Annotated in this window: 29 protein-coding genes; 6 read left to right on the top strand and 23 right to left on the bottom strand. The window is 69.2% G+C overall.

Annotated features, from left to right (window positions below; translation table 11 throughout):
• Window positions 1-31: 31 nt before the first annotated feature.
• On the bottom strand, window positions 32-634 hold the full coding sequence (locus tag AC57B8_RS30605; protein WP_159277636.1) for a GbsR/MarR family transcriptional regulator: 603 nt from the start codon (window positions 632-634) through the stop codon (window positions 32-34).
• A 134-nt stretch (window positions 635-768) separates the two neighbouring features.
• Here AC57B8_RS30605 and AC57B8_RS30600 point away from each other — a divergent pair, with 134 nt between their 5' ends.
• Both AC57B8_RS30600 and AC57B8_RS30595 read left to right on the top strand, forming a co-directional pair.
• Window positions 769-1863 carry a PA0069 family radical SAM protein gene (locus tag AC57B8_RS30600; protein ID WP_496481641.1) on the top strand — a complete coding sequence of 365 codons (1095 nt, stop codon included), beginning with the start codon at window positions 769-771 and terminating at the stop codon, window positions 1861-1863.
• Window positions 1864-1950: 87 nt separating this feature from the next.
• Window positions 1951-2460, top strand: a complete 510-nt coding sequence (locus AC57B8_RS30595; protein WP_240531376.1) for a gluconokinase — start codon at window positions 1951-1953, stop codon at window positions 2458-2460.
• A 143-nt stretch (window positions 2461-2603) separates the two neighbouring features.
• Here AC57B8_RS30595 and gnd read toward each other — a convergent pair whose 3' ends face one another.
• Window positions 2604-4025 carry a decarboxylating NADP(+)-dependent phosphogluconate dehydrogenase gene (gene gnd, locus AC57B8_RS30590; protein ID WP_496481640.1) on the bottom strand — a complete coding sequence of 474 codons (1422 nt, stop codon included), beginning with the start codon at window positions 4023-4025 and terminating at the stop codon, window positions 2604-2606.
• Between the two features lie 143 nt (window positions 4026-4168).
• Here gnd and AC57B8_RS30585 point away from each other — a divergent pair, with 143 nt between their 5' ends.
• Window positions 4169-5152 (top strand): AraC-like ligand-binding domain-containing protein, encoded by a 984-nt coding sequence (locus AC57B8_RS30585; RefSeq protein ID WP_496481639.1) that lies wholly within the window; start codon window positions 4169-4171, stop codon window positions 5150-5152.
• A gap of 7 nt (window positions 5153-5159) precedes the next feature.
• Here AC57B8_RS30585 and AC57B8_RS30580 read toward each other — a convergent pair whose 3' ends face one another.
• Genes AC57B8_RS30580 through AC57B8_RS30555 form a run of 6 tightly spaced genes read right to left on the bottom strand, consistent with a single transcriptional unit; the run spans window position 5160 to window position 10617 of the window.
• Window positions 5160-5945, bottom strand: coding sequence for an SDR family oxidoreductase (locus tag AC57B8_RS30580; protein ID WP_496481638.1), 786 nt, complete (start codon window positions 5943-5945; stop codon window positions 5160-5162).
• Entirely contained in the window at window positions 5942-6535 is a 594-nt protein-coding gene (locus AC57B8_RS30575) for a cysteine hydrolase family protein (RefSeq protein ID WP_369632113.1), read from the bottom strand. The genes AC57B8_RS30580 and AC57B8_RS30575 overlap by 4 nt, the downstream gene beginning before the upstream one ends.
• On the bottom strand, window positions 6532-7017 hold the full coding sequence (locus tag AC57B8_RS30570; protein WP_496481637.1) for an aromatic-ring-hydroxylating dioxygenase subunit beta: 486 nt from the start codon (window positions 7015-7017) through the stop codon (window positions 6532-6534). The genes AC57B8_RS30575 and AC57B8_RS30570 overlap by 4 nt, the downstream gene beginning before the upstream one ends.
• Window positions 7014-8369, bottom strand: coding sequence for an aromatic ring-hydroxylating dioxygenase subunit alpha (locus AC57B8_RS30565; RefSeq protein ID WP_496481636.1), 1356 nt, complete (start codon window positions 8367-8369; stop codon window positions 7014-7016). The genes AC57B8_RS30570 and AC57B8_RS30565 overlap by 4 nt, the downstream gene beginning before the upstream one ends.
• Window positions 8370-8392: 23 nt before the next feature.
• Window positions 8393-9358, bottom strand: a complete 966-nt coding sequence (locus tag AC57B8_RS30560; protein ID WP_496481635.1) for a PDR/VanB family oxidoreductase — start codon at window positions 9356-9358, stop codon at window positions 8393-8395.
• On the bottom strand, window positions 9355-10617 hold the full coding sequence (locus tag AC57B8_RS30555) for a dienelactone hydrolase family protein (protein ID WP_496481634.1): 1263 nt from the start codon (window positions 10615-10617) through the stop codon (window positions 9355-9357). Before AC57B8_RS30555 ends, AC57B8_RS30560 begins: the two co-directional genes overlap by 4 nt.
• Before the next feature lie 188 nt (window positions 10618-10805).
• Here AC57B8_RS30555 and AC57B8_RS30550 point away from each other — a divergent pair, with 188 nt between their 5' ends.
• Window positions 10806-12002 carry an ABC transporter substrate-binding protein gene (locus AC57B8_RS30550; protein ID WP_159277626.1) on the top strand — a complete coding sequence of 399 codons (1197 nt, stop codon included), beginning with the start codon at window positions 10806-10808 and terminating at the stop codon, window positions 12000-12002.
• 10 nt (window positions 12003-12012) lie between these two features.
• Here AC57B8_RS30550 and AC57B8_RS30545 read toward each other — a convergent pair whose 3' ends face one another.
• From AC57B8_RS30545 to AC57B8_RS30525, 5 genes are all read right to left on the bottom strand, one after another.
• Window positions 12013-13038 carry an AraC-like ligand-binding domain-containing protein gene (locus AC57B8_RS30545; protein WP_495299264.1) on the bottom strand — a complete coding sequence of 342 codons (1026 nt, stop codon included), beginning with the start codon at window positions 13036-13038 and terminating at the stop codon, window positions 12013-12015.
• Window positions 13039-13453: 415 nt separating this feature from the next.
• A complete protein-coding gene (arsH, locus tag AC57B8_RS30540) occupies window positions 13454-14173 on the bottom strand; it encodes an arsenical resistance protein ArsH (RefSeq protein WP_496481633.1) in 720 nt (239 codons plus the stop codon).
• Window positions 14157-14588 (bottom strand): arsenate reductase (glutaredoxin), encoded by a 432-nt coding sequence (gene arsC / locus AC57B8_RS30535; RefSeq protein ID WP_496481632.1) that lies wholly within the window; start codon window positions 14586-14588, stop codon window positions 14157-14159. Before arsC ends, arsH begins: the two co-directional genes overlap by 17 nt.
• Window positions 14589-14624: 36 nt before the next feature.
• Window positions 14625-15911 carry an arsenic transporter gene (locus AC57B8_RS30530; protein ID WP_496481631.1) on the bottom strand — a complete coding sequence of 429 codons (1287 nt, stop codon included), beginning with the start codon at window positions 15909-15911 and terminating at the stop codon, window positions 14625-14627.
• Between the two features lie 304 nt (window positions 15912-16215).
• The gene (locus AC57B8_RS30525; protein WP_496481630.1) at window positions 16216-16533 is read right to left on the bottom strand and encodes an ArsR/SmtB family transcription factor; all 318 of its coding nucleotides are present in this window, start codon (window positions 16531-16533) and stop codon (window positions 16216-16218) included.
• Between the two features lie 168 nt (window positions 16534-16701).
• Here AC57B8_RS30525 and AC57B8_RS30520 point away from each other — a divergent pair, with 168 nt between their 5' ends.
• The gene (locus AC57B8_RS30520) at window positions 16702-17430 is read left to right on the top strand and encodes an alpha/beta fold hydrolase (protein WP_496481629.1); all 729 of its coding nucleotides are present in this window, start codon (window positions 16702-16704) and stop codon (window positions 17428-17430) included.
• 10 nt (window positions 17431-17440) lie between these two features.
• Here the strand turns inward: AC57B8_RS30520 and AC57B8_RS30515 are convergent, their stop codons facing one another.
• From AC57B8_RS30515 to AC57B8_RS30470, 10 genes are read right to left on the bottom strand one after another with little or no spacing between them, the layout of a single operon-like run.
• Window positions 17441-18064 carry a 3'-5' exonuclease gene (locus AC57B8_RS30515; protein WP_159272632.1) on the bottom strand — a complete coding sequence of 208 codons (624 nt, stop codon included), beginning with the start codon at window positions 18062-18064 and terminating at the stop codon, window positions 17441-17443.
• The gene (locus tag AC57B8_RS30510) at window positions 18061-18453 is read right to left on the bottom strand and encodes a TfoX/Sxy family protein (protein WP_496481628.1); all 393 of its coding nucleotides are present in this window, start codon (window positions 18451-18453) and stop codon (window positions 18061-18063) included. Before AC57B8_RS30510 ends, AC57B8_RS30515 begins: the two co-directional genes overlap by 4 nt.
• Window positions 18450-18845: a VOC family protein gene (locus tag AC57B8_RS30505; RefSeq protein WP_307637958.1), complete on the bottom strand. Its 396-nt coding sequence runs from the start codon at window positions 18843-18845 to the stop codon at window positions 18450-18452. Before AC57B8_RS30505 ends, AC57B8_RS30510 begins: the two co-directional genes overlap by 4 nt.
• Before the next feature lie 26 nt (window positions 18846-18871).
• Window positions 18872-19366 (bottom strand): GNAT family N-acetyltransferase, encoded by a 495-nt coding sequence (locus AC57B8_RS30500; RefSeq protein ID WP_223301265.1) that lies wholly within the window; start codon window positions 19364-19366, stop codon window positions 18872-18874.
• A gap of 46 nt (window positions 19367-19412) precedes the next feature.
• Window positions 19413-20291 carry an S-formylglutathione hydrolase gene (fghA, locus tag AC57B8_RS30495; protein ID WP_496481627.1) on the bottom strand — a complete coding sequence of 293 codons (879 nt, stop codon included), beginning with the start codon at window positions 20289-20291 and terminating at the stop codon, window positions 19413-19415.
• Window positions 20288-21217, bottom strand: coding sequence for an alpha/beta fold hydrolase (locus AC57B8_RS30490; RefSeq protein WP_496481626.1), 930 nt, complete (start codon window positions 21215-21217; stop codon window positions 20288-20290). Before AC57B8_RS30490 ends, fghA begins: the two co-directional genes overlap by 4 nt.
• A gap of 19 nt (window positions 21218-21236) precedes the next feature.
• The gene (locus AC57B8_RS30485; RefSeq protein WP_070059685.1) at window positions 21237-22343 is read right to left on the bottom strand and encodes an S-(hydroxymethyl)glutathione dehydrogenase/class III alcohol dehydrogenase; all 1107 of its coding nucleotides are present in this window, start codon (window positions 22341-22343) and stop codon (window positions 21237-21239) included.
• Between the two features lie 52 nt (window positions 22344-22395).
• The gene (locus AC57B8_RS30480) at window positions 22396-23046 is read right to left on the bottom strand and encodes a glutathione S-transferase family protein (RefSeq protein WP_496481625.1); all 651 of its coding nucleotides are present in this window, start codon (window positions 23044-23046) and stop codon (window positions 22396-22398) included.
• Window positions 23043-23888, bottom strand: coding sequence for an aromatic ring-hydroxylating dioxygenase subunit alpha (locus AC57B8_RS30475; protein ID WP_496481624.1), 846 nt, complete (start codon window positions 23886-23888; stop codon window positions 23043-23045). Before AC57B8_RS30475 ends, AC57B8_RS30480 begins: the two co-directional genes overlap by 4 nt.
• A 19-nt stretch (window positions 23889-23907) precedes the next feature.
• Complete coding sequence (locus AC57B8_RS30470) at window positions 23908-24582, bottom strand: Rieske 2Fe-2S domain-containing protein (protein WP_496481623.1); 675 nt, start codon at window positions 24580-24582, stop codon at window positions 23908-23910.
• A gap of 171 nt (window positions 24583-24753) precedes the next feature.
• On the opposite strand from AC57B8_RS30470, the gene AC57B8_RS30465 reads away from it, so the two are divergent.
• Window positions 24754-25749 carry a LysR family transcriptional regulator gene (locus AC57B8_RS30465; RefSeq protein WP_496481622.1) on the top strand — a complete coding sequence of 332 codons (996 nt, stop codon included), beginning with the start codon at window positions 24754-24756 and terminating at the stop codon, window positions 25747-25749.
• The last annotated feature ends 11 nt before the right edge of the window (window positions 25750-25760 follow it).

Raw genomic sequence — 25760 nt, 5'->3', positions numbered from 1 at the left:
TAGAAAGGCAAAAAAAAGGACGCGGCCTTTCTCAGATCATGGGCAGGCTGGCGTGGTGCGCGTCGGGGTCGTCGCCCTTGCCGGCGCCAGGAGGGGCGGGGGGCGGTGGGCTGTCGCCGCGCACGAACTTCTGCACGCTGGCGCCGAGCGTGAGCACCTTGTCGAGCGTGCCGGGCGACAGCCGCAGCATCTCGTCGGCCCAGGTGGCGAGCTTGGTCATGAGGTCCATGGTGGAGCGGATGCGGTCTTGCGCATCGGGCGGCTCCTTCTGGAAATCGGGGCTGGAAACGATCTCGCGCAGCACGCGGATGGTGGGGTCGAACTCGCGCTCCTTGCGCTCGCGCACCACGGTGCGGAACAGCTCCCACACGTCGACGCTGGTCTCGAAGTAGTCGCGCCGGTCGCCCAGCGTGTGGGTGACGCGCACGAGGTTCCAGGCCTGCAGTTCCTTCAGGCTGTTGCTGACGTTGGAGCGGGCCACGCCCAGCGTTTCCGACAACTCTTCGGCGTGCATCGGCTTGCCGTGCGCGAAGAGCAGGGCGTGGATCTGCGAGACCGTGCGGTTCACGCCCCACATGGAGCCCATCTCGCCCCAGTGCAGGACGAACTTGCGTTGAATGTCGGTGAGTTCCATGGCGTCGAGTTTAGGAATTCCTGAATTTCTGTCAAGACAGAAATAAAAAACTGTGCATGTCGGGATCAAAAGTGAAATACTGTATGAATAAACAGTTGTTCGACTTGTTTCCTGATTCCTTCCAAGGACTCGCCATGCCCGCCGCCCAGGTTCCCATCCACATCATCAAGGGCCGAGGCGCGGCCACGCGGCTCGCGCACCGGTTCTCCAAAGACGCACGCGACGCCTTCGACGACGGCTGGGGCACGCTGGAAGACGGCGAAGCCGAGGCCGCCGGACTGCTGCCGCTGGCCACCGAGGTGCGCTTCGAGGACGTGAAGTCGGTGCTCAGCAGCAACGAGTCGCCCGACATCCCCTTCGATCGCTCGCTCAACCCGTACCGCGGCTGCGAGCACGGCTGCATCTACTGCTTTGCGCGGCCCACGCACAGCTACCTGAACCTGTCGCCCGGTCTCGACTTCGAGACCAAGCTGATCGCCAAGCGCAACCTCGTCGAGGTGCTGCGCGCCGAACTCGGGCGCAAGGGCTACCGCCCCAGCAACCTCGCCATCGGCACCGCCACCGACTGCTACCAGCCCATCGAGCGCGAGCTGCGGCTCACGCGCGGCGTGATCGAGCTGCTGAGCGAGGTGCGGCATCCGTTCGCGCTGGTCACCAAGTCGAGCGCGGTCGAGCGCGACCTCGACCTGATCGCGCCCATGGCCGCCGACCGGCTCGCGGCGGTGTACGTCACCGTGACCACGCTCGACGGCGAGCTGGCGCGCAAGCTCGAGCCGCGCGCCGCCGCGCCGCACCGGCGGCTGCGCACCATCCGCACCCTGGCCGAGGCCGGCGTGCCGGTGGGCGTGAGCGTGGCGCCGCAGATTCCGTTCATCACCGAAGACATGGAGCAGGTGCTCGAAGCCGCCTGGGAGGCCGGCGCGCGCAGCGCCTTCTACACCGTGGTGCGCTTGCCGTGGGAGGTGGCGCCGCTCTTCAAGGAATGGCTCGAGCTGCATTACCCGCAGCGCGCCGAGCGCGTGATGGCGCGCATCCACGAGATGCGCGGCGGCAAGGACTACGACGCCGACTTCGCCACGCGCATGAAGGGCAGCGGCCTGTGGGCCGATCTGATCCACCAGCGCTTCCAGAAAGCGACACACCGGCTGGGCTTCAACCGCGAGCGGATCGCGCTGGACACCGGCGCGTTCCGCCCGCCCGGCGCCGCGGGGCAGGGCAGCCTGTTCTGAACAGGGCGCAGACGCGGTAGATTCGTGGCCGTGCCGGCCTCGGCACGCATTCGGCATCGGCTGCTTCAAACAAGGTCAAGAGCGCGCATGAACAGGGTCTGGCTCGTGGTGATGGGGGTTTCGGGCTGCGGCAAGTCCAGCATGGGCGCGGCGCTGGCCACGGCGTTCGGGCTGCCGCTGATCGAGGGCGACGACCACCATCCGCCCGCCAACGTCGACAAGATGAGCCGCGGCATCGCGCTCACCGACGCCGACCGCGCCGGCTGGCTGGCCACGCTGGGCCGCGCCCTGGCCGACGCGCCGCAGGGCGCCGTCATGACCTGCTCCGCGCTCAAGCGCAGCTACCGCGACCAGTTGCGCGCCGCCGCGCCGGGCCTGCGCTTCGTGTTCATGCAGATCGACCGCGCCGAAGCCGAGCGCCGCGTGGCCGCGCGCGCGGGCGCCGGGCTGCACATGTTCCCGGCCAGCCTCGTGGCCAACCAGTTCGCCACGCTCGAATCGCCGGTGGGCGAGGCCGGCGTGTTGGCGGTGGATGCGACGGCGCCGCTGGCGCAGTCGGTCGGCGTGGTGCGCGACTGGCTGGCCGACGCCGGCTGAGTCGCATCACCTGAAGAGGTGGCGAGCGGGCATTCACCAGAAACACCGCGGAACCGGCTTTGCCGGGCCGCTGGTGTTGCCCCCGGTAGGGGGTTGGCGAAGCGACACGAAGTGCGCGAAGCCTGGGGGCGAGTCCAATTTATTTATTCGATGACTTCGGGCCAGTCGGTGTGGAAGAACTGGCCCTCCGGCTTGTCGACCCGCTCGTACGTGTGCGCCCCGAAGAAGTCGCGCTGCGCTTGCAGCAGGTTCGCGCTCAGGCGTGCCGTGCGGTAGCTGTCGTAGTAGGCCAGCGAGGCGCTGAAGGCCGGCACCGGGATGCCGTTGCTCACCGCCAGTGCCACCACCTCGCGCCAGTTCTGCTGCGTGCGGTTCAGCAGGTCTTGAAAGAATGGGTCGAGCATCAGGTTGCCCAGCGCCGGGTCGCGGCGGAAGGCGTCGGTGATGCGGTTCAAAAAGCGCGCGCGGATGATGCAGCCGCCGCGCCAGATCGAGGCGATGCCGCCCAGGTCGAGCGGCCAGCCTTTCTTCTCGCCCATGGTCTGGATCAGGTCGAAGCCCTGCGTGTAGCTGATGACCTTCGAGGCGTAGAGCGCGTCGTGCACCTTGGCCACCAGCGCCTTTTTCTCCAGCGACAGTTCGATCCTCGGCCCCTGCAGCAGCTGGCTCGCAGCCACGCGCTGCTTCTTCTGCGACGACAGCACGCGCGCCTCGACGGCGGCGTTGATGGTGCTGATGACCACCGCGTTCTCGGCCGCGTTCAGCAGCGTCCACTGGCCCGTGCCCTTCTGGCCGGCCTTGTCCAGGATGAGGTCGACCACCGGCTGGCCGGTTTCCGGGTCTTTCTGTTCGAGCGCCTTGGCGGTGATCTGGATCAGGTAGCTCTGCAGCTCGCCCTCGTTCCATTCGTTGAAGATCGCGGCCATCTCGTCGGTCGTGAAGCCGGCCGCCTTGAACAGGCTGTAGGCCTCGCAGATCAGCTGCATGTCGCCGTACTCGATGCCGTTGTGCACCATCTTCACGTAGTGGCCCGCGCCGCCCGGGCCGATGTGGATCACGCAGGGCTCGCCGTCCACCTTGGCCGCGATGCTCTCGAAGATCGGCTTCATCACCTCCCAGGTCGACGCCGGGCCGCCCGGCATGATCGACGGCCCCTTGCGCGCGCCTTCCTCGCCGCCCGACACGCCCGCGCCGATGAAGCGCAGGCCCTTGCTCGCAAGGTAGGCGTCGCGCCGTTCCGTGTCGGTGTACAGGCTGTTGCCGCCGTCGATGACGATGTCATCCTTGTCGAGCAGGGGAATGAGCTGCTCGATCACCTGGTCGACCGGCGCGCCGGCCTTGACCATGATCTGGATCTTGCGGGGCTTGGCCAGGCTCTGGACGAACTCCTCGAGCGTCTTCGCGCCCACCAGCTGCTTGCCGGGGTGGGCGGCAATGAAGGCCTCGGTGGTGGCCTCGGTGCGGTTGTAGACGCTGACCTGGAAGCCGCGGCTTTCCACGTTCAGCACCAGGTTCTGTCCCATCACGGCCAGGCCGATCAATCCGAAATCGCTTTGCTTGCTCATGTGTGCCGGGCCCTTCGTGCGTGTGCGGTGGATGAAGCGGGCCATTGTGCCGGGCACCCGCGCGGTGCGGCGTCGGAGGGCGTCTATACCCGCTTGGCAAACGGGCCCGGGCTGGCTATGTTGGCGGGATGACTTCCGCCGCCATGCCCGCAGCCCCTGCTGCGATCCACACCTGGTCGACCGACACCGTGCCGCCGCCGCAGCGGCTGGACTACTGGATCGGCGCGGTCTGCGAAGGCTTTCTCGAAATGGACGTGACCAGCCCGCTGGCCGGCCGCTTCGGCGCCTCGCTCGAATCCGCGCCGCTGGGGCCGCTGCACGTGAACCGGGTGCGCGGCAGCGCGCAGGACGTGTACCGCACGCGCCGCGCCATCGCCCACAGCCGCCACAACTTCTACTACCTGCTGTGCAAGGCCGACTCGCCCTGGGTCGCGGTGCAGGAAGAGCGCTCGGCGCGCCTGCTGCCCGGCGACGCGGTGCTGGTCGATTCGCGGCGCTGCTACGCCTTCCACCTGCAGCAGTCGGCCGACACGGTGTCGATCGAGCTGCCGACCGCGTGGGTCGAGTCGTGGCTGCCCGATGCCGGCGACCACGTAGCGCGCCGCATCGACGGCCACAGCGGCTGGGGCGCGGCGCTCAGCGGCTTCGCGCAGGCGCTGTCGCCCGAGGTGGCCCTGCGGCCGCCGCTGCCGGCGGCGTTGCTGGCCGACCAGCTCGGCGGCCTGCTGGCCCTGGCGCTCGGCCCGGTCGGTGGCACGGCCATGCCCGACCCGTGCGGCCGCGCCGCCTTGCGCCAGCGCGTGCTCGACGCCACCCGCGAGCGCCATGCCGAGCCGGGCCTCACGGCCGCGGCCGTGGCGCAGGGGCTCGGCATCTCGGAGCGCAGCCTGCACCGCTGCCTGGCCGAAGGCGGCGGGGCAGGGCACAGCGCCACCACCTTCGCCAACGCGCTGGCCGCCTGCCGCATGCAGGTGGCGCAGCGCATGCTGGCCGACGCACGCTTCGACCGCCTGAGCGTGGCGCAGATCGGCTTGCGCGTCGGGCTGTCCGACGCCTCGCATTTCGTGCGCCTGTGCCGCCGCCACCTGGGCGGCACGCCGGGCGCGCTGCGGCAGTCGCGCGGCTGAACGGCGGCTACGCCTCGAACCAGTCGCGCGCCGAGCGGCCCTGGTCGGGCCCCAGCATCGAGAAGCCGCCGTCGACCGGGATGTCGGCGCCGGTGACGAAGCGCGCCGCGTCCGAGCACAGGAACAGCACCACCTGCGCCACGTCGTCGCCGTCGCCCACGCGGCCCAGCGGGTGCATCGGCGCGCCGACGCGGTCGGCCCGTGCGCGGTCGCCGTTCGTCATGCGCGACAGCGCGTCCGACCAGGTCCAGCCCGGCGACACCGAGTTCACCCGCACGCCCCGCGGCGCCAGCGTGGCGGCCTGGTTGCGCGTGAGCTGCAGGATGGCGGCCTTGGCCGCGGGGTACAGTGCGCGGCCCGCCGCGCCGAACTTGCCGCCGACGCTGCCCATGTTCACGATGGCGCCGCCGTGCGCGGCCAGCGCGTCGGCGGTCTTCTGCACCAGCATCGCGCCGGAGACGAGGTTGATGTTCAGCGCGCCCAGCCAGTCGGCGCGCGCGGAATCCAGCCCTGCATCGCCGTAGACCACGGCGTTGTTGATGAGGTAATCGATGCGGCCTTCGGTGCGCAGCACGCCGGCCACGAGCGCATCGAGCGCGTCGTCCGAGGCGATGTCGCAGGCGACGAAGCGGCAGCCCGCGCCCACATCGGCGGCCAGCGCGGCGCCGCGAGCCGTGTCGATGTCGACCGCCACCACGCGCGCGCCGGCCTGCACGAAGGCCCGCACGATGGCGCTGCCCAGCAGCGCGGCGGCGCCGGTCACGATCGCGACCTGGCCTTGCAGCGTCGTCATGGCCGGCCTCCCATCTGCGCGACGGCGTCGTCCACGCGCACCACGTCCGCAAGCATCGCCAGGGTTTCCAGGCTCGCCGCCTGCAGGTGCGCCTGTGCGGTGCTGCAGGCGTCGGCGACCACGGCCACGTCGTAGCCCAGGTCGCTCGCATGGCGCGCGCCGTGTTCGACCACATGGTTGGTGGCGATCCCAGCCACGTACAGGCGGCTGGCGCCGGTGGCGCGCACCGCCTCTTCGAGCCCGCTGGCCCAGAAGGGGTTGTTGCGCTTGTGGGTGACCACGGCTTCGCCCGGCAAGGGCGCGAGCTCGTCGTAGAACCCGGCGCCCCAGCTGCCTTCCTGCACCGCGCCGCTTTCGGCCACGCGGCGGAACAGCGTGCAGTTGCGCAGGCAGTCGGCGTAGTCGGGCGCGAAGGCGATGCGCACGAAGATCACCGGCACGCCGTTCGCGCGCGCCCCGGCGATGAGCCGCGCGGCCGAGGCGATGAGGCGCGGGCGCGCCGGGTCGTCGGCGGCCACGCCCACGCGCACCTTGCCGTCGACGTGCAGCACGTCGTTCTGGTAGTGCATTGCCAGCAGCGCGGCCTTCACAGGAACACCTGCAGGGCTTCGTGTGGCGCGTCGCAGTTGACGAGGTCGATGCGCTTGGTCTGGATGCGCCAGCCCTCGTCGCCGCGGCGCAGCGTGTGCAGCACGCTGCCGCCGAAGGTGCGCTGCTCGGTCTTGCGCCACTCCAGCAGCAGGAAGGTCGAGCGCACGGTGCAGCCCGCGTCGTCGCGCGATTCGAGCCCAATGTTGCCCAGCACGTGCACGGTGCGCGTGGGCGGCTGCTGCGAATAGGCGCGGGCCTGCTCGAGCCGCCGCGCGCGCATCGAGCGCAGCAGGGCGTCCTCGCAGAACAGCGAGGCGTGGTTCAGGTGGTCGGCCTGGCCGTGCACCAGCGGCACCCAGTACAGGCCGTCGGGCGTGAAGAGCTTCTGCCATTCGTCCCAGCGGTGCTCGTCGAGCAGGCGGGCCTCGTGGTGCAGGAACTGCGTGAGGTCCTGCTGTTCGTTCCAGTCGTGGAAGTTCATTCGGCGCTCCCGGTTTGCACGCCCGTGTCGACACCCATGTACCCGGCCCACGCCGCGAACATGTTGCGCGAGGGCATCTCGCTGTTGCCGTTGGACGCGCGCCCGCCCGGCAGCGGCTGGTCGCGCCCGGCGGCGCGGTGCATGCTGACCCAGTCGCCGCCGTCCGAGCCCAGGCCTTCCTGCACGCGGTTGTAGGCCTCCAGGTCGTCGGGCATCACGTTCGACGAGGGCGAGTTGACGATGTTGGTGTACTTGAGCGTGCGCTGGAAGGTGGCCTCCGGCGCGCCCTTGAGCCGGAAGCTGAAGATTTCGACCAGCGTGCGGTCCACCGACAGCGGCCGGATCACGCGGATCTGCTGGAACGAGGTGTGCGGCGAGCAGCTCGGGTACACGATGGTGTTGTGCCGGTTCACACGCAGGATCGCGTCGGCCTGTTCGGCGCCCTTCGCGGCTTCGAGCGAGGCCACGTAGGCCAGGCTCACCGGATCGGTGGGCGGCACGAAGATGCCTTCCATGAAGCCGTGGCCGTGGTCGTAGCCCTTGAGCTCCAGCTTCTCCCAGAACTCCAGCGGCTCGCCGTTGCCGTCGACGATCACCACCTCGAAGGGCTTGGGCGTGCCGGCCGGCATGGCCTCGTGCTCTTCCTTGGCCGCGCGCCACGACGACTCGTGCGTGGCCACGGCGTGGATGGTGTCGTGCAGGTTCTCGAAGAAGATCTTCCAGTTGTTGCGCTGGATCACGCGCTGAACGCCACCGGCCACTTCCACTTCGCCCTCGGGCGCGCGGTCGCAGAAGTTGTCGAGCGACGTGGCCACGCCGCCCAGGAATTCTTTCAGCTCAGGCCCGTCTTCCGACAGGCTGGCGAACACGAAGCCGCGGTGCGAAGCCACGCGCGCCACCTTGCGCACGCCGTACTGCGGGTCTTTCAGGTCGAGCGCGGTGCATTCGTAGCCGCTGCGCAGCGGCACCGACAGCAGGCTGCCGTCGCACTTGAAGGTCCAGCCGTGGTACAGGCAGCGCAGGAACTTGCCGGCGCTGCCGCTGCCGTCGGGTACGAGCTTGGCGCCCTTGTGCGGGCAGCGGTTGAACATCACGTGCACCTGGCCGTCGGTGTGGCGCACCATCACCACGGGCTCGCGGCCCAGGCGGGTGGTGAAGTAGTCGCCGGGCTTGGGCACCTGGCTTTCGTGGCCGATGTAGATCCAGGCCTGGCCGAACACGCGGTCCATTTCCAGCTCGAAGATGGCGGGGTCGGTGTAGACGCGCTTGTGCACGCGGTCGGGCTGCACGAGCGACTGGATGTCGATCGGGCTGGTCGCCGCGATGGGGATGATGGGGATCACGGAATTCATCGGGTGGTTCTCCTGAAACGTCATCAGATGTCGAGCACCAGGTGCGGCGTCTTCGCGCGCGACACGCAGGTGCACAGGGTCTTGCCGTCCGCCTTCTCGCGCGGACTGAGGTTGTGGTCGCGGTGGTCGGGCACGCCTTCGACCACGTCCACCACGCACACGCCGCAGTCGCCCTGGCGGCAGTCGTACAGCGGGTCCAGGCCGGCGGCGATGAGCACGTCGAGCAGGCTCTGGTCGGGCGCCACGGTCAGCGTCTTGCCTGAGCGCAGCGTGCGCACCTCGAAGGGTGCGTCGCCCGCCTGCTCGATGGCGCCGGCGAAGAGTTCGAAGTGCACGTGGTCGTCGGGCCAGCCGAGTGCGCGGGCGCTGTCGACCACCGCCTGCACCATGCCGCGCGGGCCGCACACATGCAGGTGGCGCCCGGACACGGGCGCGGCCAGCAGCGCGCGCAGGTCAATACCGCGTGACGGGTCGCCGCCGTCGTGCACCACCGTGCCACCGAGCGCGCGCACTTCGTGCAGGTAGGCCGTGGCTTCTTCGCTGCGCGTGGCATAGATGAAGTCGAAGGGGCGGGCTTCGGCCGCGAGCGAGCGCGCCATGCACAGCAGCGGCGTGATGCCGATGCCGCCCGCGATGAGCAGCGGCGGCGCACTGCCCGCGTGCAGGGCGAAGTCGTTGCGCGGTGCGTGCGCGGCGAGCGCGGTGCCGGGCTGCAGCGCGTGCATCCAGGTCGAACCGCCTGCGCCCTGGGGCTCGCACAGCACGGCGATCTCGCAGCGGTCGGAGCCGTCGTGCGGCCTGGCGAGCGAGTAGGCGCGCTGACCCGGGTGGCCGTTGGCCTGCACCACCTGCACGCCCAGGTGCGCGCCGGGTGCGAACGGCGGCAGCGGCTCGCCGTCGGCCGAGCGCAGCACGAAGGCCTTGATGGCCGGCGTGAGCGGCGTGACCGCGTCCACGACCAGCGCCAGCATGTCGGCGGCGTTGCTCATCCGAGGGGCAGCGCCGGATCGGCGATGGTGAGGCCGGTCGACTTTTCCCAGCGCGGCATCAGCGTGTTCGACGGCTGCGTCTCGTCGACCAGCTTGCGCGCCGTCTCGGCGCCGGCCACGGGCAGGCCCTTCGGATCGAGCAGGCCGATCTGCACCAGCACGCTGGCCTGGTCCCAGTAGATGTGCTCGTGGTAGAGCTTGTCGCCGCGGAACTTCACGATGGCCACGAGCGGAATCTCCACCGGCTTGCCGGTGGGCGCGATGCCCGGGAGCAGCCAGTCGATCTCGACCGTGTGGGTGAAGCTGAACAGCATCTCGTCCACGATCTGCGTCGCGCCCACGGTGCGCGAGATGGGCGTGAGCCGCGTGTCGGGCGGCGTGCTCGGAATGAAGTGGTGCTTGTAGAAGCGCGACAGCTCCTTGGCGCCCACGCCGCCGGTCATGGTGGGGATGTGGTTCACGTAGGGCTCGCTCACCATCGTGGCCATGGTGGCGACCACGTCGCGCGTGGCGAACTCGTACTCGCAGTGCTTGTCCCACAGCGCCGAGAGGTCGTACACCGGGCCGATCGCGTCCTTGAACAGCGCCATCGAGCGCTGGTGCGCCATGAGCGTGGAGGGCTTGTCGAAATGGTCGCCGCCGGTGCGCGCAAACGCATGGTCGACGCCGGGGTAGACGTACATCTGCGCATCGGGCTGGCCGGCGAAGGCTTCGAGCACCTGGGCGCGGGCCTCGGGCGGGCAGAACTGGTCGAGCTCCGCGAAGTGCAGGGCGATCGGGCATTTGATTTGCGGCACGAGGTCGAGCGCGCCCTCGATGCCTACGCCGTAGTAGCCCACGGCCGCGTCCACGCCCGAATGCGCGGCGGCCAGGTAGGCCAGCTTGCCGCCGAGGCAGAAGCCCAGCGCGCCGACCTTGCCGGTGCAGGCCGGGTGCGCGCGCAGCGCCTTCACGCTCGCCGTGACGTCGGCCACGCCGGCGTCGATGTCGAACTTCTGGAAGAAGCCGAAGGCGCGCTGCCAGTCTTCGGGCGAGTAGCCCAGATCGACGCCGGGCTCCATGCGCCAGAACAGGTCGGGCGCGAGCACCACGTAGCCTTCCTGCGCATAGAGGTCGGCCACCTCGCGCACGTAGGCATTGACGCCGAAGATCTCCTGGCACAGCACGATGCCGGGGCCGCGCCCCGAAGCCGGCAGGGCCAGGTAGCCGCGAAAGGTCTGGGTGCCGTCGCCGGTGGGAATGTCGATGGTGTTGCTCATCGGTTCGTCTCTCGAAGTGGTGGGGTCGGCGGCGATTCTGGGGAGCGCGCCGGGGCGTTGTCTGTCCATTTCGTGCAGCGGTTTGCGCCGCACGAAACGGATAGCGGGGCGCCGCCGCCGCACAGAGACTGCGGCCTGCATTTGCTGCCCCCCCCACGTTCAACGAACTCACCCCGAGGAGACCTTTCATGTCGCAGGCCACGCCCCGATCCGTCTTGTGCGCGCTCACCGTCCTGGTGGGCGCGCTGGCTTTACCCGCGCAGGCGCAGACCGCGCAGACCGTGAAAGTCGGCCTGGCGATGGACCTGTCCGGCCCCTTCGCCGTCGGCGGCGCCGAGGCCAAGGCCGGCTTCGCCGTGGCGATGAAGCAGCTGGGCGGCAAGCTCGGCGGCGTGCCGGTGGAGTTCGTCGAGGCCGACACGGCCGGCAACCCCGAGATGGCGCGCCAGGTGGTCGAGCGCATGCTGCTGCGCGACAAGATCGATTTGTTCACCGGGCCCGTCGGTTCGTCGGTCGCGCTGGCCGTCGGCCCGCCGCTCTTCGCGGCCAAGGTGCCCTACCTGTCGAGCAACACCGGCCCGAGCGACTATTCGGGCGCGCGCTGCAACCCGTACTTTTTCGGCGCCTCGTACCCGAACGACGCGTACTACGAGTCGGCCGGCAAGTTTGCGAGCGACAAGGGCTTCAAGAAGGTCGCGATGATCGCGCCCAGCTACCCGGGCGGCAAGGACGCCATCAACGGCTTCAAGCACACCTTCAAGGGCGCCGTGGGCGACGAGCTGTACACCAAGCTCGGGCAGCTCGACTACTCGGCGGAGCTGGCGCAGATCCGCGCCTCGAAGCCCGATGCGCTGTACTTCTTTTTACCCGGCGCGATGGGCGTGAGCTTCATCAAGCAGTTCGTCGGCGCGGGGCTGTCGAAGGACGTGGCGCTGATCTCCACAGCCTTCTCGGCCGACGAGGACATGATTCCCGCCGTCGGCGAGCCGATGCTGGGCCTGTTCAACACCGCGCACTGGTCGTTCGACCTCGACAACCCGGCCAACCAGCGCTTCGTGGCCGCGTTCCGCCAGCAGAACAACGGGCGCAACCCGTCGTTCTATGCCGGCCAGGCCTACGACGTGCTGATGGCGATGGATGCGGCCGTGCGCGACGTCGGCGGCAAGGTGGCCGACAAGCCCGCGCTGCTCAAGGCGATCAAGGCGGCCAACTACAAGTCGGTGCGCGGCGATTTCCGCTACGGCCCCAACAACTTCCCGATCCAGAACTACTACCTGCGCGTGGTCGCCAAGGACGGCAGCGGGCGCATCGCCAACAAGGTGATCGGCACCGTGCTGGAGCGCTACCAGGACCGCACCGCCGCGCAGTGCGCGATGAAGTCCTGAGGATGTGTGTTCAGTGCCGCGCGGCGGGCAGCCGCGCGGGGTCGCGCGAGGTGTCGCGCGGCAACTGCCCGAAGCGCTCGCGGTAGCAGGCGGCAAAGCGGCTCAGGTGCGAGAAGCCGCAGTTCAGCGCCACCTCGGTGACGCTGGCGCCGTCGTGCCGCGTCAGCAGCGCGTGCGCGGCATCGAGCCGCATGTTGCGCAGCACCTCGCCGGGCGACAGGTCGCGGTGGCGCCTGAAGAGCAGGGCGAGGCCACGGCGCGTGACGCCCGCGGCCTGCGCCACGTCTTCGAGCGAGAGCAGCGAGTCGAGCCGCTCGCGCATGAACTCTTCGGCCCGGCGCAGCTGCCGCAGGCTGGTTTCTTCGGTGCCGCGCTGCGCGTCGGCATGCCGCTGCAGCACCGAATTCGGCCGGTGGCACAGCAGGTAGAGCATGAGGTTGTCTTCGCAGTGCGCGAGCCAGCGCGGGTCGTAGCGCTCGAACTCGGTGGGCGGCAGCAGCGAAGCCAGGCTTGCCACCATGCGGCACCACTGCGTGCCCGCCGCGTCGTCCAGGCGCAGGGGCATGTCGAAATCGATCTCGCCCACGGTGTCGCCGCCGCGCAGTGCGAAGGCATGGCGCGCCACTTCCTGCAGGCGGCTGAGTTCGATCTTCAGCATCAGCTGCTCGCAGTCGGCATGCCAGCGCAGGCGCACCGGCTTGTGGGCCGAAATGATGGCGCCCTGGCCGGGGTGGATCTGCAGCGTCTGTCCGCCGGTGTGGATGTCGGCGCGGCCGCGCAGCGGCATCTGCACCAGCACGAAGTTGCCGAGCGCGTCGGGCTCGATGTCGACGTCGCAGCCGTAGCGCAGGATGCACAGCGACAGTGCGCTCATCTCGGCGCGGCAGAAGATCGCATCGACATCGCCCGAGCGCCACACGCTGCGGTGCGGCTTCAGCTCATGGGCCACGCGCGCATGCGTCTCTTCGGCCTCGCGCGAGCGGAAGACCTCGCGCCTGTACAGCGGGGACAGTTGCTGACTCGACCATGCGTCCATGGACACTCCTGCGGGGCCAAAGTGGGGGAAAGCGACGGAAACGGACGCTTTTTTCTACGCTGGAATCTACGTGGGTGCGCCGCGCGCCGCCATGGGAGTTGCCCGGGCAACGGGCGTCCCCGTTGCAAGAAGCCTGCCTGGCTTGTGTCCAGGGCCTGTTCACCCTATTTCTGGCGTCGCGTTGGCCGGCAAAGGGGCTGGCTGCAAGGCGCCCGTGCGCAGCAAGGCTTCTGCCTTGCAAGCGCGGGCAACGCCGCAGACGGCCCCTTTGCCGGCCAACCCGAAGGGAAGGTCTGCCACGGCGGGCCACTCGGCGTTGCGCTCCTTGCGTGTGCGCATGCACACGCGGCGTCACGCGCCTTGATTGGCCCGCCGTGGCAGACCTTCGCGACGCCAGAAATAGGGTGAACAGGCCCTAGATGCTGCGCAGATTCACTCGCTTCGACAGCGCTTCGGCGCTTTCGCGCCGCTCGCTGTAGCGATCGACCAGGTGGTCCGCGCAGTCGCGTGTGAGCAGCGTGAACTTGACCAGCTCTTCCATCACGTCGACCACGCGCTCGTAGTAGGGCGAGGGCTTCATGCGGCCCGCGTCGTCGAACTCGAGAAAGGCCTTGGCCACCGACGACTGGTTGGGGATGGTGATCATGCGCATCCACCGGCCCAGCACGCGCAGCTGGTTCACGGCGTTGAACGACTGCGAGCCGCCCGAGACTTCCATCACCGCGAGCGTCTTGCCCTGCGTGGGCCGCACCGAGCCGACGGCCAGCGGAATCCAGTCGATCTGCGCCTTCATGATCCCGGTCATCGCGCCGTGGCGTTCGGGCGAGGTCCACACCATGCCCTCGGCCCACTGCGCGAGATCGCGCAGCTCCTTCACCTTCGGATGGTCTTCGGGCTCGCCGTCGGGCAGCGGCAGGCCGCGCGGGTCGTAGATGCGGGGCTCGGCGCCCATCGCGCGCAGCAGGCGCGCGGCCTCTTCGGTCAGCAGGCGGCTGTAGGAGCGTTCGCGCAGCGAGCCGTACAGCAGCAGGATGCGTGGTGCGTGCGTGGCGCGTGCGGTGGGAAGCAGCTCCTGCAGGCGGGGGACGCGGAACGCGTCGGCGTCGAGCTGCGGGAGATCAGGGCTTGGCGACACGCTGGCCTTTCGCGTCGATCACCGCTTCGCCGTCTTCCTTGGAGAACGCGCCTTGCTGCGGCTTGGGCAGGATGTCGAGCACCGCCTCCGAAGGGCGGCACAGGCGCGTGCCCAGTGGCGTGACGACGATGGGGCGGTTGATGAGGATCGGGTGCTGCAGCATGAAGTCGACGAGCTGGTCGTCGCTCCACTTGGGATCGCCCAGGCCCAGTTCGTCGTACGGCGTGCCTTTCTGGCGCAGCACCTCGCGCACGGGCACGCCCATCGCCGCGATCAGCTGCGTGAGCGTGGCGCGGTCGGGCGGGGTCTTCAGGTACTCGATGACGGTGGGTTCGTCGCCCGTGTTGCGGATCAGCGCGAGCACGTTGCGCGACGTGCCGCAGGCGGGGTTGTGATAGATGGTGATGTCGCTCATGGCAGGCTCGTTGAGAGAGGAAGAAAGAAAAATGGGTCAGCCGAGGCTGAGGCGCAGCGCCAGTGCGGCGAGCGTCGCGGCCAGCACGGGCAGGGTCAGCGCGATGCCGATGCGGAAGTAGTGGCCCCAGGTGATGGTCATGCCCTTCTTCGAGAGCACGTGCAGCCACAGCAGCGTGGCGAGGCTGCCGATGGGCGTGATCTTCGGGCCGAGGTCGCAGCCGATCACGTTGGCATAGACCATCGCCTCCTTCACGAGGCCGACCGCGCCCGAGGCCTCGATCGACAGCGCGCCGACCAGCACGGTCGGCATGTTGTTCATGACCGAGGAGAGCACCGCCGCGAGAAAGCCGGTGCCCATGGCCGCGCCCCAGACGCCGCCTTGCGCGAACAGGTTCAGCAGCGTGGCGATCTGGCCGGTGAGCCCGGCGTTGCGCAGCCCGTAGACCACGAGGTACATGCCCAGCGAGAAGACGACGATCTGCCAGGGCGCGCCGCGCAGCACCTGGCGCGTACCGATCACCGGGCCGCGCGCCGCCACCGCGAGCAGGATCACGGCGCCGAAGGCGGCCACCGCGCTCACCGGCACGCCCAGCGGCTCCAGGCCGAAGAAGCCCACGAGCAGCAGCGCGAGCACGACCCAGCCCGCGCGGAAGGTGTCGCGGTCGCGGATCGCATCGGCGGGTTGCTTGAGGCGGGCCATGTCGTAGTGGGCGGGAATGTCGCGCCGGAAGCACCACAGCAGCACGCCCAGGCTCGCGAGCACGGCCGCGACGTTGACCGGCACCATCACCGAGGCGTACGCGTTGAAGCCGATGCCGAAGAAGTCGGCCGACACGATGTTCACGAGGTTCGACACGATCAGCGGCAGGCTGGCCGTGTCGGCGATGAAGCCCGCCGCCATGACGAAGGCCAGGGTGGTCGCCGGCGTGAAGCCGAGCGCCACGAGCATGGCCATCACGATGGGCGTGAGGATCAGCGCCGCGCCGTCGTTGGCAAAGAGGGCCGAGACCGCGGCGCCCAGCAGCACGATGAAGGCGAACAGCCGCCGGCCGTTGCCGCGCCCCCAGCGGGCCACGTGCAATGCGGCCCACTCGAAGAAACCAGCCTCGTCGAGCAGCAGGCTGATGAGGATGACGGCGATGAAGGTCGCGGTGGCGTTCCAGACGATGGCCCAGACGACGGGGATGTCGGTGAGCTGCACCACGCCGAAGAGCAGGGCGATGATGGCGCCCAGCGAGGCGCTCCAGCCGATGCCGAGGCCGCGGGGTTGCCAGATGACGAGCAGCAATGTGCCGGCGAAGATGAGGAGGGCGGTGGTCATGTTCTTCTGTTCAGGGGGTGTGCACAGGCCACCGGGTACTTCCCTCCGCGAATGTCCCCCGCCCTTCGGGCTCCTCCTTGATTTCGCTGCGGGAAGCACCCAGTGCCCTGCGCACGGGACGCGGCGGTTGTGTGCAGGCGATCAACGACCGCTCTGAACACGCTCACGTCGATGGGGTGCCTTGCGCAGCGAAATAAAGGAGGAGGGGCGAAGCCCCGGGGGACATTCGCGGAGCAAGGTGCCCCGTCGGCGGGAGCACGCCAGAGCGCACGCACGCTGCGTGCAACAGCACAGGCTTTCATGGTCAGCAGTCGCAGGTGGTCGCGGGAAGGCAGGCTTCCCCCTGGCAGCAGTTCTCGGTGAGGTAGCCGAGCAGGCCGTTCATCCGCTCGAACGATGCGCGGTAGATGAGGTTGCGCCCCTGGCGCTCCTGCGAGACCAGGTTCGCGTTCACCAGCTCCTTGAGGTGAAAGGACAGCCCCGTCGCCGGTACCGCCAGCGCTTCGGTCAGCGCACCCGGCGTCAGCCCGTCGGGCCCCGCCACCACCAAGGCACGGAACACCCGCAGGCGCACGGGTTGCGCGAGTGCGCCCAAGGCACGGACCACATCGTTTTCTTCCATTATTCAAGTATCTTTGAATTATTGAAGCGAAGCAACCCGAAAGACAAAAAGACCGGTGGCACGAATCGGCCATCGCCCTGGCAGGCAACGGCCATCCGCGACGCAACGCTTTTTCTACAGTCGCCCTCGGTCCATTCCCCAATGACGCATCCAACGAAGGAGACACCCATGTCCGACACCTATGTTCTGGTTCACGGCGCCTGGCACACCGGCGCCGAAATGGAGGCCGTGGCCGACGGCCTGCGCGCGGCCGGCCACACCGTGCATTGCCCCACCGTGGCAGGCAACAACCCCGGCGACGACCGCGCGGGCACCGGCCTGGCCGACGCCATCGCCTCGGTGGTCCGCTTCATCGAGGCCAAGGACCTCACGCAGGTGCGGCTCGTGGGCCACAGCTACGGCGGCATGGTGATCTCGGGCGTGGCCGACCGCATCGCGGCGCGGCTGCGGCGGCTGGTCTACATCAACGCCTTCGTGCCGCTCGACGGCGAGGCGCTCAACGACATGGTGCCGCCGCACTACGTGACCATGTTCGACGCGGTGGCGGCCGCCAACAACAACGCCGTGATGCTGCCCTTCGAGATCTGGCGCGAGGCCTTCATCAACGACGCCGACCTCGCGCTGGCGCAGTCCGCCTACGACAAGCTCAACCCGCACCCGTACCGCACCTTCACCGACAAGATCCAGCTGAAGCAGCCGCTGGCGGCGCTGGCGCTGGGCAAGTCGTACGTCAACTGCCAGCAGGACACTGCGCTGCCGCACAGCCTGCCGTGGCATCCGCGGCTGTCGGAGCGGCTGGGGTTGTTCCGGCTCGTGGAGTGCCCGGGCAGCCACGAGATGTTCTTCTCGAACCCGCAGCGGCTGGCGCAGGCGATCCTCGAAGCGGGGCGCGACTGAGGGCGGAGGTTCAGCCGTTCGGAAAGAGCGCGTCGAACACGCGCAGCGACGCATAGGCGTCGTTGGCCGCGTAGCGGATCTGCGACTCGGTGAGCTGCTTGTGCGCCCAGTTCGAGGTGGTCGCCTTGCGCGACTTGGCGAAGCGGCGGTTGAACATCAGCGCCACCGCCGTCTTCACGCCCACCGAGCGGCGGTAGCCGCGCCGGCGGAATTCGTCGTCGATGTCGAACACGGCCTGCGGCGCAATCGCCAGGCGCAGGCGGATCAGCGACAGGTCGCTCGAAAGGCCGAAGCCGACCTTGCGCAGTTCGGTGGACGCGAGCAGGCCAGCCACCACGGGGTTGCATTCGTCGCGGTGCAGCTGGAACAGCCAGGCCGTGTCGCGCGTGGCGAACTGCACCACGTGCGGGCCGGTCGACACTTCGTTCTTTGCAAAGGTGGGGCGCGACTCGGTGTCGAAGCCGGCCACGCCGGCGTCGAGCAATTCGTCGGCGGCGCGCTCGGCTTCGGCCAGCGAGGTGACGACCACGATGTCTTTCAGGTCGAGGCTGTCGAAGGGGTCGAGCAGCGCGATTTGTTCGCGCTCGGGAAGCGGAGGGAGCCGGTGGCCGTGGTTGTTGTTCTGGTCGTTCAACGGGTCTTCGCTTTCGCGGCCTTGGGGGTTGTTTGGGGTTTAGGTTTGGGCTTCTTCTGCTTCGGCGGCTGGCCCGAACGCAGTGCGGCCTCGTAGGCCAGTCGGCCCCAGCGCGCGGCTTCCTCGCGATCTTCGAACAGGTCGGCCGGCGCGAGGCGGTACGACATCGGCATTTCCTTGCCTTCGCGCACGTAGGTGAAGGGCGGCAGGTTGAGTGCATCGAAGTGCGCGGCGCTGCCGGCATCGGACTTGAGGTACAGCGTGTCCTTGGCGACGAGCGCGATCATGCGGCCCTCGTGCCACACGCCGTGGCCGCCGAACATGCGGCGGGTCTCGATGCGGCCGAGGCGTTCGAAGGTCTCGTGCAGGCTTTGAACAAACGCGCTCATGCGGTGATCTCGATGCGGTTGCCGTCCGGGTCGAGCACCACGCTCTCGTAGTAGCCGTCGCCGGTGCGGCGCGGGCCGTCGAGCAGCGGGTAGCCGTCGGCCTTCAGCCGCTGCGTGAGCGCATCGACTTCGGCGTCGGAGCCGACCGAGATCGCCAGATGCGTCCAGCCCATGCGCTGCGCGCCGGCCTCGGCGACCACGGGCGACAGGGTGCTCGTCGTCATGGCCTCGATGCGCGCGCCGTCGCCCAGGCTCAGGAAGCACGAGGCGAAGCCCTTGGCCGGGTTGACGTAGCCGGCGCCGGCGGTGGCGCCGAAGTAGTCGACGTAGAAGCGCTTGCAGCGTTCGAGGTCGGTGGTCCAGAGGGCGATGTGGTCGATGCGGATGCGCATGGGGCAGGAAGGAAGTGCGGAGGGTGTCAGCCCGTGCGCCAGGGCGCGCGGGTGGGCGACCAATGGTAGGCGATGCGTTCGCGTCCGCTGCCGGGGTGGCGGTCGACCACGCCGCGCACGAGGCCGTAGCGTTCGTAGAAGCGCTGCGCCTCGGTGTTGGTGACGGCCACATGCAGCCGCCAGCCGTGCGGCATGCGCACGCAGGCCTCGTCGAGCAGCGCCTTGCCCAGGCCCTGGCTGCGCAGGTGCGGCTCGACGAACAGCTGGGCCACGTACTCGCGCGCCGTGAGCAGCACCATGAAGGCCAGCACCTGGCCGTCGCGCTCCGCCAGCACCACGTCGGCGGGCGGGATGAATTCGGTCTGCACGCGCCGCAGCCAGTGGCCGATGGGCTCGACGTGGACGGCGCTGCGGTTGGCCGACACCCAGGCGCGGCGCCAGATGCCCGCGAGCACCATGTTCTCTTCGGCGCCGCCATCGCGCGAGCGCAGCTGGAAGGCAGGAATCTGGGCGGCGGACATGCGGACCATGATAGCCACGCCGGGTGCGGACCGCACCCCTTTGTGCTCAGCCGTTCAGCGTCTGCGCATGGTGCGCGATGTGGTCTGCCATGAAGCTCTGGATGAAGTAGTAGCCGTGGTCGTAGCCCGCGTGGCGGCGCAGCGTGAGCGGCTGGCCGGCGGCGAAGCAGGCGGCCTCGAAGACTTCGGGGTGCAGCTGCTCGGCCAGGAATTTGTCGGCCAGGCCCTGGTCGATGAGGATGCCCTGCGGATAGGGCGCCACGGTCTGCGATTGCATCAGCGCGCTGGCGTCGTGCGCGAGCCATTGGGCGCGGTCGTCGCCGGGCTCGCCCAGGTAGCCGGCGAAGGCCTTCTGGCCCCACGGGCACTGGGTGGGTGCGCAGATCGGCGCGAAGGCCGAGAGCGACTTGAAGCGCCCCGGGTGCCGCAGCGCCAGCGTGAGCGCGCCGTGGCCGCCCATCGAGTGGCCGAAGATGCCGATGCGCTCGCCGTCGACCGGAAAGTGGCGGGCCACCAGCGGGAGCAGCTCGTGCACGATCCAGCTTTCCATGCGCCAGTGCGTGGCCCAGGGCTCGGAGGTGGCGTCGAGGTAGAAGCCGGCGCCGATGCCGAAGTCCCAGCTGTCTTTTGCGCCCGGCAGGCTTTCGGGTTCCGTGCCGCGCGGGCTGGTGTCGGGCGCGATGAGCGCAACGCCCAGGCTGGCGGCCATGCGCTGCGCGCCGGCCTTCACCGCGAAGGTCTCTTCGTTGCAGGTCAGGCCGGCAAGGTAGAGCAGGGCGGGCACGCGCGTGTGCGCGGCCTGCGGCGGCAGGTAGACCGAGAAGCGCATCGGCAGGCCGATCTCGTGCGAGCGGTGCTCGACGAAGCGCTGCACGCCGCCGAAGGCGTGGTGTTCGGAAAGAAGGGTGGGGGCGGTGTCGGTCATGAAGAAGAGATCGTCTGGCTGCGCAGCGCGGGCACGAGTTCGAGCACGGCGTCGGCGAAGGTGCGCGGTGCTTCCTGCGGCAGGTTGTGGCCCGCGCCGGGCACGAGGCGGTGCGAGCGCGGTCCGCTGAAGCGGTGCGCGTGGGCCGAGGCGTCGGCGGGCGGTCGCACGCCGTCGTCGATGCCGTCGAAGGTGATGGCGGGCACGGTGATCGTCGGCTGCGCGGCAAGGCGGCGTTCGATGTCGGCATACGCCGGGTCGCCGGGCACGAGGCCGAAGCGGTGGCGGTACGAATGGATCACCACGTCCACGAAGTCGGGGTGGTCGAAGGCGGCGGCGCTGCGATCGAAGGTGGCGTCGTCGAAGCGCCAGGTTGGCGACCACAGCTGCCACAGCAGTTTCGTGAGGGCCTTGCGGTCCTTCGCAAGACCGGCGCGACCGCGCTCGCTGTGAAAGTAGTACTGGTACCAGAGGCTGTGCTCGTTGGCGGGCGTGTCGGGTTCCATCGCCTTGGCGATGTTCTGGATGTTGTAGCTGTTGAGCGAGACCAGCCCCGCGCAGCGTTCGGGCCACAGCGCCGCCACGACGCAGGCGGCGCGGCCGCCCCAGTCGTAGCCGGCGAGCACGGCGCGCTCGATCTTCAGGGCGTCGAGCAGGGCTAGCAGGTCGGCGCCGAACGCCGCCTGTTCGCCTGAGCGCGGCGTGGCGTCGCTCAGGAAGCGCGTGGCGCCGTAGCCGCGCATGTACGGCACGATCACGCGGCAGCCTTGGGCGGCCAGCATCGGCGCGACCTCGGCGTAAGTGTGAATGTCGTACGGAAAGCCGTGCATCAGCAGCACGGGCGGGCCGTCGGCCGGGCCGGCTTCGTAATAGGCGATCTCGAGGACGCCCGCTTCGATGGTGCGCAGGGGTTCCATGCGGTTCATGGCGGGCGCCTCCTCGGCCTCAGTACAGGACCACGCCGCGGATCGATTCACCCCGCTTCATCAGGTCGAAGCCCTTGTTGATGTCTTCCAGCGGCATGGTGTGCGTGATCAGGTCGTCGATGTTGATCTTGCCTTCCATGTACCAGTCGACGATCTTCGGCACGTCGGTGCGCCCGCGCGCGCCGCCGAAGGCCGAGCCTTCCCACTTGCGGCCGGTGACCAGCTGGAACGGGCGGGTGCTGATCTCGGCGCCGGCCTCGGCCACGCCGATGATGATGCTGCGGCCCCAGCCCTTGTGCGTGCATTCGAGCGCCTGGCGCATCACCTGCGTGTTGCCGATGCACTCGAAGCTGTAGTCGGCGCCGCCGTCGGTCAGCTGCACGATGGCGTCGACCACGTTCTCGGTGGTCTTGGGGTTGATGAAGTGCGTCATGCCGAACTGGCGGGCCATGGCTTCGCGTTCGGGGTTCAGGTCGACGCCGATGATCTTGTCGGCGCCCACCATCTTGGCGCCCTGGATCACGTTCAGGCCGATGCCGCCCAGGCCGAACACCACGACGTTCGCGCCGGCTTCCACCTTGGCCGTGAAGATCACCGCACCGATGCCGGTGGTGACGCCGCAGCCGATGTAGCAGACCTTGTCGAAGGGCGCGTCTTCGCGGATCTTGGCCAGCGAGATTTCGGGCGCGACCGTGTAGTTGCTGAAGGTGCTCGTGCCCATGTAATGGAAGATGGGCTTGCCGTCGAGGCTGAAGCGGCTGGTGGCGTCGGGCATGAGGCCCTTGCCCTGCGTGCCGCGGATCAGTTGGCACAGGTTGGTCTTGCGGCTCAGGCAGAACTTGCACTGGCGGCATTCGGGTGTGTACAGCGGAATGACGTGGTCGCCCTTTTTCAGGGTGGTGACGCCGGGGCCGACATCGACCACGATGCCCGCGCCTTCATGGCCCAGGATCGCGGGGAAGATGCCTTCGGGGTCGGCGCCCGAGAGCGTGTAGTAGTCGGTGTGGCAGATGCCGGTGGCCTTGATCTCGACGAGCACTTCACCGAACTTGGGGCCTTGGAGGTCCACGGTTTCGATGGTCAGGGGTTGGCCTGCTTGCCAGGCGACGGCGGCTTTGGTTTTCATGGGATTCGGTTCTTCAGAGAGCGGAGGGGGACAAGGATACTCAGGCGAGCCTTCAGGCGGGGCCAGCCGGGAAGATACCCGACATGCCCACAAAGCCCGGCAGGTGACGAAAGTCCCAGACCCAGCGGCGCAGCGCGGGAAACTCGTCGAGCGAGACGCCGCCTTCGCCCGCCAGCGCCACGTACGGAAAGCAGGCGAGGTCGGCAATGGTCGGCTCGGGCGCGGCCACGAGCCAGCGCAGGCCGGTGGCGGCGTGCTGCTCGGCCAGGTGGTCGTCGAGCACGCGGAAGGCCGCGCGCGCGCCGCGCCGGCAGGCCTCGATGTCCAGGTGCGTGTAGCCCAGCGCGTCGTGCAGCCGGGCGGCCGAGGCGGTGCGCGTGATCTCGTCGGCCATGGCGAGCCACATCGCGACCTGGCCGCGCAGCTTCGGGTCGGCGGGGTACCAGCGCTGCCGTGGGTCGTCGTAGCGGCTCGCGAGGTAGACCAGGATGGCCTGCGCGTCGCGCAGCACGAAGCCCTCGTCGTCGATCACCGGGAGCTGGCCGAGCGGGTTGATCTGCTCGAGGAATCGTGCGGACTTGTGTTCGCGACCCGGATGGAAGTCGACCGGCACGCTCGCGTGGTCCACGCCGAGCCACAGCAGCATCTGCCGCACCTTGAAGCAGTTGCCCGAGAGCGGGTAGTCGTAGAGCTTGACGGTCATGCGGCGGCCCTCGCGGTGCCGAAGCGCATGCCGCGCTCGCGCAGCCAGCGGCGGTAGGTGACGGAGGTGGTGTCGCCGCGCGTGGGCGTCTCGGCGCGGCCTTCGAGCGGCATGCGCTTGAAGGCGTGGTTCTCCAGGATCGGCTTGTCCTGCCCGAAGATGGTGTGCTGGAAGGCGATGAGCTCGGCGTCGCTCGACACGTCGTCGAAGTAGGCCAGCAGCGTGTGGGCGATGACGTGCTCGTCGTCCACCGGCTGCAAGAAGAGGCCGATGGCGTCGAGCTTGTCGGGCCGGTGGCTGGACTTGTAGAGCATGGCCGAGAAGGGTTGCATCACGCGGTACTTGTAGAACACCTCGCTGCCCGTGTCGTGGGCGGCCGAGGCGCGGGGTTGCCAGAAGCGGCAGTCGGTGGCCCAGATCTCGTCGGTGGCGCCGTCGATCTCGACGTTGTACTTGGCCACTTCGGTGTGCGGCACCTTGCCGAGGTAGTCGGGGTGCACGAAGGGAAAGTGCGCCATGTCCAGGAAGTTCTCGATCACGCGCAGGCCCGACACGGCCACGCCGAGCCCACCGCAATCGACGATGCGGCGGCCGGGTTCGTCGTATTCGGGGAAGGCGAACAGCGGGCGCGCCGGGCGGCCGCTGGGGCAGACCCAGAGGAAGCCGTAGCGCGACTGCACGGTCAGCGCGTCGGTGCCGAGCAGGGCGTGCGGCGTGCCGTCGGCGTCGGTGTGCAGGTGCAGGGTTTCGCCGAGCAGCCGCGTTGTTCGTGGCAAGCCGCTGGCGGGGCCGACGACGAGCCAGTCGTCGAGCATGTTGGGATCGTCGGTGACGAAGGGCATGTTGCTTCTTTCTTCCTGTTCAGGGCGAGGCAGCGGCTTCAACGTCGCTGCGCAGCTGGCGCGCCGCGCGGTGCACCCGGGCCATCGCGTCGGAGCCGGGGGCCGCGTCGGTCCACAGGTGCAGGAAGCTCAGCTGCGGTTGGGCATCTAGCAGCAGGGCGGCGACGGGCGAATCGTCCAGCGTGCCTTGCCATGCATCGGGCGTTCCCGTCGATGCGAAGCCGTGCGGCGCCAGCGCAGCACGCACCTCGGACGCAGCCACGCGCAGCGTCAGCGTGCGGGCGAGGTGCCAGCCGGCGGGCACGGCGTTGGCCAGCTCGGCCGGCGCAGACGGGCCGTCGGCCGCGAGGCGCACCCACAGCATGCCCGCGGCGTCCGCCGTGGCGAACACCTTGGCGCAGACGTTGCGCGGCGCTTGCATGGCCGGGTGCGCCGGGATGCGCACGCAGGCGCCGCTGCCGGCCTCGTACTGCCAGCCGTGGTAGGCGCAGGCCAGGCGATCGCCGCCGGTCACCTGACCGAGGGTGAAGCGCACGCTGCGGTGCGGGCAGCGGTTCTCCCAGGCCTGCGAGGAGCCATCGGCCGCGCGCCACAGCGCGAGCTCCTGGCCTTGCGCAAAGCCGGCGACGATGTTGGCGCCGGCGCGCACCTCGGCAGAGGGCGTGACGGGATGCCAGGTGACGGAGGAATTCATGGGTCTTGATCGTGGGGGCAGCGGGAAAGGGCGCCGCAAATCGGCATAGCATCGGCCATGCCCTTGTCGGCGGTGCCGCCTACCGTAGCGTGTCCGCCGCACCGATGAAAGCCCCATGCCAAGACGCTCCTTTTCATTCCTGCAACGACGACTTCCACAGCGGGGGTATTCATGAGCGCAGGGCGCATCGACCTCGCGCTGGTCGAGGCCTTCGTGCTCGTGATGAAGAGCGGCAGCCTCACCAAGGCCGAGAGCCTGTCGGGCGTGTCGAAGGCCACGCTGAGCCGGCAACTCACGCGGCTGGAGGAGTTGCTGGGCGCCCAGCTGCTGCTGCGCAGCTCGCGCCGCATCGCGCCCACGGAGGCCGGGCGTGCGTTCTTCGCACGCTGCGAGGGGCTGCTCGGCGAGGTCAGCGGCCGGCTGGAAACCGCGCGCACCGAGGTGCAGGAGCTCACGGGCGGGGTGTCGGGGCGGCTCACGCTGCTGTCCGACACGCAGTTCAGCACCTCCTTCGTCTGCCATGTGGTGCGGATCTTTCTCGAATCGCACCCGAACGTGCGCTGCCAGCTCGACGTGGCGAACGGCGCCCAGGCCCCGCAGATCGGCGAGGTCGACTGCTATGTGGGCTCGGCGCCGCCCGACCTGCCGGACCTGGTCGCCAAGCTGCTGGGTCGGTTGGCTTACGGCCTGTACGCCAGCCCGCAGTACCTGGCGCGGCACGGCACGCCGCACACGCCCGAGGCGCTGGCGCAGCACCGGATGATCGCGATGCGCGAGCCCTCGGGCCCGCCGTCGGCGCTGCGGCTGGTGTCGCAGCAGGCCTGGGGGCGCCATGTGGTGCGCTCGGAGCCGGCCTTCGAAACCAACGACCACTGGGTGATGAAGACCTTCTGCATCGACGGCCTGGGCATTGCGCCGCTGCCGGTGTTCTTCGCCGGGCCCGAGGTGGCGCAGGGCGTGCTGGTGCCGGTGCTGCCGCAATGGCCGCCGGAGGCGCGGCGGCTGTACTGCGCCTACCAGCGACAGCGCTACATGGGGCAGAAGCTGCGGGCCTTCGTCGACCTGATGGCTCGCTGTGTGGCGGACATCGGCTCGTACAACCACTACGTGGGGTCGACCGCGGCGGTGTCACCTGCACGGCGGGCGCGGTCGGCGGCGCGACCATAATCGGCTTTCTT

The organism is Variovorax sp. BGA-UO-ETr-C22 (assembly GCF_059567965.1).
The sequence above is the reverse complement of the archived record's forward strand: the minus strand, read 5'-3'. Positions and strand labels throughout refer to the sequence as shown.

Excerpts from the sequence above, each read along its gene's own strand:
- AC57B8_RS30605 (WP_159277636.1), bottom strand. The coding sequence starts at position 634 with ATGGAACTCACCGACATTCAACGCAAGTTCGTCCTGCACTGGGGCGAG.
- AC57B8_RS30600 (WP_496481641.1), top strand. The coding sequence starts at position 769 with ATGCCCGCCGCCCAGGTTCCCATCCACATCATCAAGGGCCGAGGCGCG.
- AC57B8_RS30595 (WP_240531376.1), top strand. The coding sequence starts at position 1,951 with ATGAACAGGGTCTGGCTCGTGGTGATGGGGGTTTCGGGCTGCGGCAAG.
- gnd (WP_496481640.1), bottom strand. The coding sequence starts at position 4,025 with ATGAGCAAGCAAAGCGATTTCGGATTGATCGGCCTGGCCGTGATGGGA.
- AC57B8_RS30585 (WP_496481639.1), top strand. The coding sequence starts at position 4,169 with ATGCCCGCAGCCCCTGCTGCGATCCACACCTGGTCGACCGACACCGTG.
- AC57B8_RS30580 (WP_496481638.1), bottom strand. The coding sequence starts at position 5,945 with ATGACGACGCTGCAAGGCCAGGTCGCGATCGTGACCGGCGCCGCCGCG.
- AC57B8_RS30570 (WP_496481637.1), bottom strand. The coding sequence starts at position 7,017 with ATGAACTTCCACGACTGGAACGAACAGCAGGACCTCACGCAGTTCCTG.
- AC57B8_RS30565 (WP_496481636.1), bottom strand. The coding sequence starts at position 8,369 with ATGAATTCCGTGATCCCCATCATCCCCATCGCGGCGACCAGCCCGATC.
- AC57B8_RS30560 (WP_496481635.1), bottom strand. The coding sequence starts at position 9,358 with ATGAGCAACGCCGCCGACATGCTGGCGCTGGTCGTGGACGCGGTCACG.
- AC57B8_RS30555 (WP_496481634.1), bottom strand. The coding sequence starts at position 10,617 with ATGAGCAACACCATCGACATTCCCACCGGCGACGGCACCCAGACCTTT.
- AC57B8_RS30550 (WP_159277626.1), top strand. The coding sequence starts at position 10,806 with ATGTCGCAGGCCACGCCCCGATCCGTCTTGTGCGCGCTCACCGTCCTG.
- AC57B8_RS30545 (WP_495299264.1), bottom strand. The coding sequence starts at position 13,038 with ATGGACGCATGGTCGAGTCAGCAACTGTCCCCGCTGTACAGGCGCGAG.
- arsC (WP_496481632.1), bottom strand. The coding sequence starts at position 14,588 with ATGAGCGACATCACCATCTATCACAACCCCGCCTGCGGCACGTCGCGC.
- AC57B8_RS30530 (WP_496481631.1), bottom strand. The coding sequence starts at position 15,911 with ATGACCACCGCCCTCCTCATCTTCGCCGGCACATTGCTGCTCGTCATC.
- AC57B8_RS30525 (WP_496481630.1), bottom strand. The coding sequence starts at position 16,533 with ATGGAAGAAAACGATGTGGTCCGTGCCTTGGGCGCACTCGCGCAACCC.
- AC57B8_RS30520 (WP_496481629.1), top strand. The coding sequence starts at position 16,702 with ATGTCCGACACCTATGTTCTGGTTCACGGCGCCTGGCACACCGGCGCC.
- AC57B8_RS30510 (WP_496481628.1), bottom strand. The coding sequence starts at position 18,453 with ATGAGCGCGTTTGTTCAAAGCCTGCACGAGACCTTCGAACGCCTCGGC.
- AC57B8_RS30505 (WP_307637958.1), bottom strand. The coding sequence starts at position 18,845 with ATGCGCATCCGCATCGACCACATCGCCCTCTGGACCACCGACCTCGAA.
- AC57B8_RS30500 (WP_223301265.1), bottom strand. The coding sequence starts at position 19,366 with ATGTCCGCCGCCCAGATTCCTGCCTTCCAGCTGCGCTCGCGCGATGGC.
- fghA (WP_496481627.1), bottom strand. The coding sequence starts at position 20,291 with ATGACCGACACCGCCCCCACCCTTCTTTCCGAACACCACGCCTTCGGC.
- AC57B8_RS30490 (WP_496481626.1), bottom strand. The coding sequence starts at position 21,217 with ATGAACCGCATGGAACCCCTGCGCACCATCGAAGCGGGCGTCCTCGAG.
- AC57B8_RS30485 (WP_070059685.1), bottom strand. The coding sequence starts at position 22,343 with ATGAAAACCAAAGCCGCCGTCGCCTGGCAAGCAGGCCAACCCCTGACC.
- AC57B8_RS30480 (WP_496481625.1), bottom strand. The coding sequence starts at position 23,046 with ATGACCGTCAAGCTCTACGACTACCCGCTCTCGGGCAACTGCTTCAAG.
- AC57B8_RS30475 (WP_496481624.1), bottom strand. The coding sequence starts at position 23,888 with ATGCCCTTCGTCACCGACGATCCCAACATGCTCGACGACTGGCTCGTC.
- AC57B8_RS30470 (WP_496481623.1), bottom strand. The coding sequence starts at position 24,582 with ATGAATTCCTCCGTCACCTGGCATCCCGTCACGCCCTCTGCCGAGGTG.
- AC57B8_RS30465 (WP_496481622.1), top strand. The coding sequence starts at position 24,754 with ATGAGCGCAGGGCGCATCGACCTCGCGCTGGTCGAGGCCTTCGTGCTC.